Source organism: Stenotrophomonas pictorum JCM 9942 (genome assembly GCF_001310775.1).
In the GTDB taxonomy this organism is placed as follows: domain Bacteria; phylum Pseudomonadota; class Gammaproteobacteria; order Xanthomonadales; family Xanthomonadaceae; genus Stenotrophomonas; species Stenotrophomonas pictorum.
This window is the reverse complement of the sequence record NZ_BAZI01000406.1, coordinates 1-2,255: the sequence shown is the minus strand read 5'-3', so window position 1 is coordinate 2,255 and position 2,255 is coordinate 1. Positions and strand designations below refer to the sequence as shown.

The following is a 2,255-nucleotide window of genomic DNA, read 5'->3' as shown; positions in this document are numbered from 1 at the left end:
CCGCGACCGCTGGCACCAGCGCCGCCGCGCCCATGCCGTTCGGCTCATGCGCGCACGCGGCCATCACGACAGGATGGAAGGTCCTTCCTGATCGAGAACTGCGTGATGCGTGTACTGCAACTGGCGGCGTTGAGTGTGGCGTTGGTGACGGCCACGGGACTTGCCTCGGCCGCGCCGCGGGTGCCGGACACGGATGCACGCGGGGTGCGGATCAGCGAGGCGGCCTACCCGGGCACGATCCGGCTGGAAGTGGATGCCACCGCGCTGGGCCAGCGCGTGTTCAAGATCCGCCAGCAGGTGCCGGTGCGGGCCGGCCTGCAGCGCTTCCACTACCCTGCCTGGCTGCCCGGCAACCACGCCGCCAGCGGCGCGATCGAGAAGCTGGCCGGGCTGGTGATCACCGGCAACGGCCAGCGCCTGGACTGGGTGCGTGATCCGCTGGATGTGTTCACCTTCAACGTGCAGGTGCCCGAGGGCGTCACCGAACTGCACATGGACTACCAGTTCCTGAGTCCCACCGATCCGGCGCAGGGCCGCACGGTGATGACCCCGAACATGCTCAACCTGCAGTGGAACGCGATGCTGCTGTACCCGGCCGGGCATGCCGCGCACGCGATCACCTATGAAGCCAGTGCGCGCTATCCGCAGGGCTGGCAGGCGGCGTCCGCGCTGGAGGTGGCGCGCCGTGACGGCGACACGGTGCATTACGCGCCGGTCAATCTGGAAATCCTGATGGATTCGCCGGTGTTCGCCGGCCGCTACCACAAGACCTTCGATCTGGCCCCGGCCGGCACCCGCCCGGTGCGGCTGAACGTGTTCGCCGACCGCGCCAAGGATCTGGAGGCCAAGCCCGAGCACATCGACCAGCACCGCGCGCTGGTGACCCAGGCGCGCAAGCTGTTCGGCGCCGAGCACTACGACCACTACGATTTCCTGTTCGCGGTGACCAGCCAGCTCGGCGGCATCGGCCTGGAGCACCAGCGCTCCAGCGAGAACAGCGAGGACCGAGACTACTTCAGCGGCTGGGACGCCAAGCTCGGCAGCAGCGACCTGCTCGGCCACGAGTACACCCACTCGTGGGACGGCAAGTACCGGCGTCCGGCCGATCTGGCCACGCTGAACTACAACGTGCCGATGCAGGGCAGCCTGCTGTGGGTGTACGAGGGCCAGACCCAGTACTGGGGCAACGTGCTGACCGCGCGCTCGGGCATCCGCCCGCTGCAGGCCTCGCGCGATGCGCTGGCGATGGTGGCGGCCACCTACGCCGACAACCGTCCCGGCATGGCGTGGCGCTCGCTGGGCGATACCACCAACGATCCGGTGATCGCGCGGCGCAAGCCCAAGCCCTACCGCGGCTACCAGATGAGCGAGGACTACTACCAGGGCGGGCAGATGCTGTGGCTGGAAGCCGATGTGCGCATCCGCACGCTCAGCGGCGGCAAGCGCAGCCTGGACGATTTCGCCCGCGCGTTCTTCGGTAAGAACGACGGCCAGTGGCAGCGGCCGGACACCTACACCTTCGAGGACGTGGCCGCGACGCTGGAACAGGTGCAGCCCACCGGTGACTGGGCGCGGTTCCTGACCGAGCGCGTGGACGGCCGTCGTGGCCTGACCGATGGTCTCGAGGCGGCCGGCTGGAAGCTGGTCTACCAGGACACGCCCAGCGCCTACTTCAAGGCGATGATGAAGGGCCGCGGCGTCAACCTGATCTATTCGCTGGGCCTGAATGTGAGCCCGGCCGGGACGGTGACCGAAGTGCGCTGGGACAGCCCGGCGTTCAACGCCGGTATCGGCAGCGGCATGCAGCTGCTTGCGGTCAACGACCTGCAGTACAGCGCCGAGGAACTGGAAGGCGCGGTGCGCGCGGCCAAGGACGACACCGCGCCGATCCGCCTGCTGGTCAAGCAGATGGACGTGTACCGCACCTTCGAGATCGACTACCACGGCGGCCTGCGCTATCCGGTGCTGCAGCGGATCGAAGGCCGTCCCGATCACCTGACGCCGATCCTCAGCGCGAAGAAATGATCTCCGCGTAGTGCCGGGCAATGCCCGGCAGAGGGTGGATGGGAAGACCTTGTAGCCCGGGTAAGCGCAGCGCACCCGGGGCTCTACGCGAAAGGCTCCCGGGTGCGCTGCGCTTACCCGGGCTACGGCGAAGGCGTTTCAATGGACCGACGACGCTCCAGCCACCACAACAGGCTGGCGACCAGCACGAAGGCCAGCAGCCACGGCCAGCGCGGCCCGGGGACCGGCAC

1 protein-coding gene is annotated in these 2,255 nt (G+C 68.4%); it reads left to right on the top strand.

Annotated features, from left to right (window positions below; genetic code table 11):
• Positions 1-105 precede the first annotated feature (105 nt).
• Positions 106-2,025: a M61 family metallopeptidase gene (locus JCM9942_RS14340; protein ID WP_054660511.1), complete on the top strand. Its 1,920-nt coding sequence runs from the start codon at positions 106-108 to the stop codon at positions 2,023-2,025.
• Positions 2,026-2,255 lie beyond the last annotated feature (230 nt).

Bases quoted from the DNA above. Each gene is read 5' to 3' on its own strand.
- JCM9942_RS14340 (WP_054660511.1), top strand. From the start codon at position 106: ATGCGTGTACTGCAACTGGCGGCGTTGAGTGTGGCGTTGGTGACGGCC.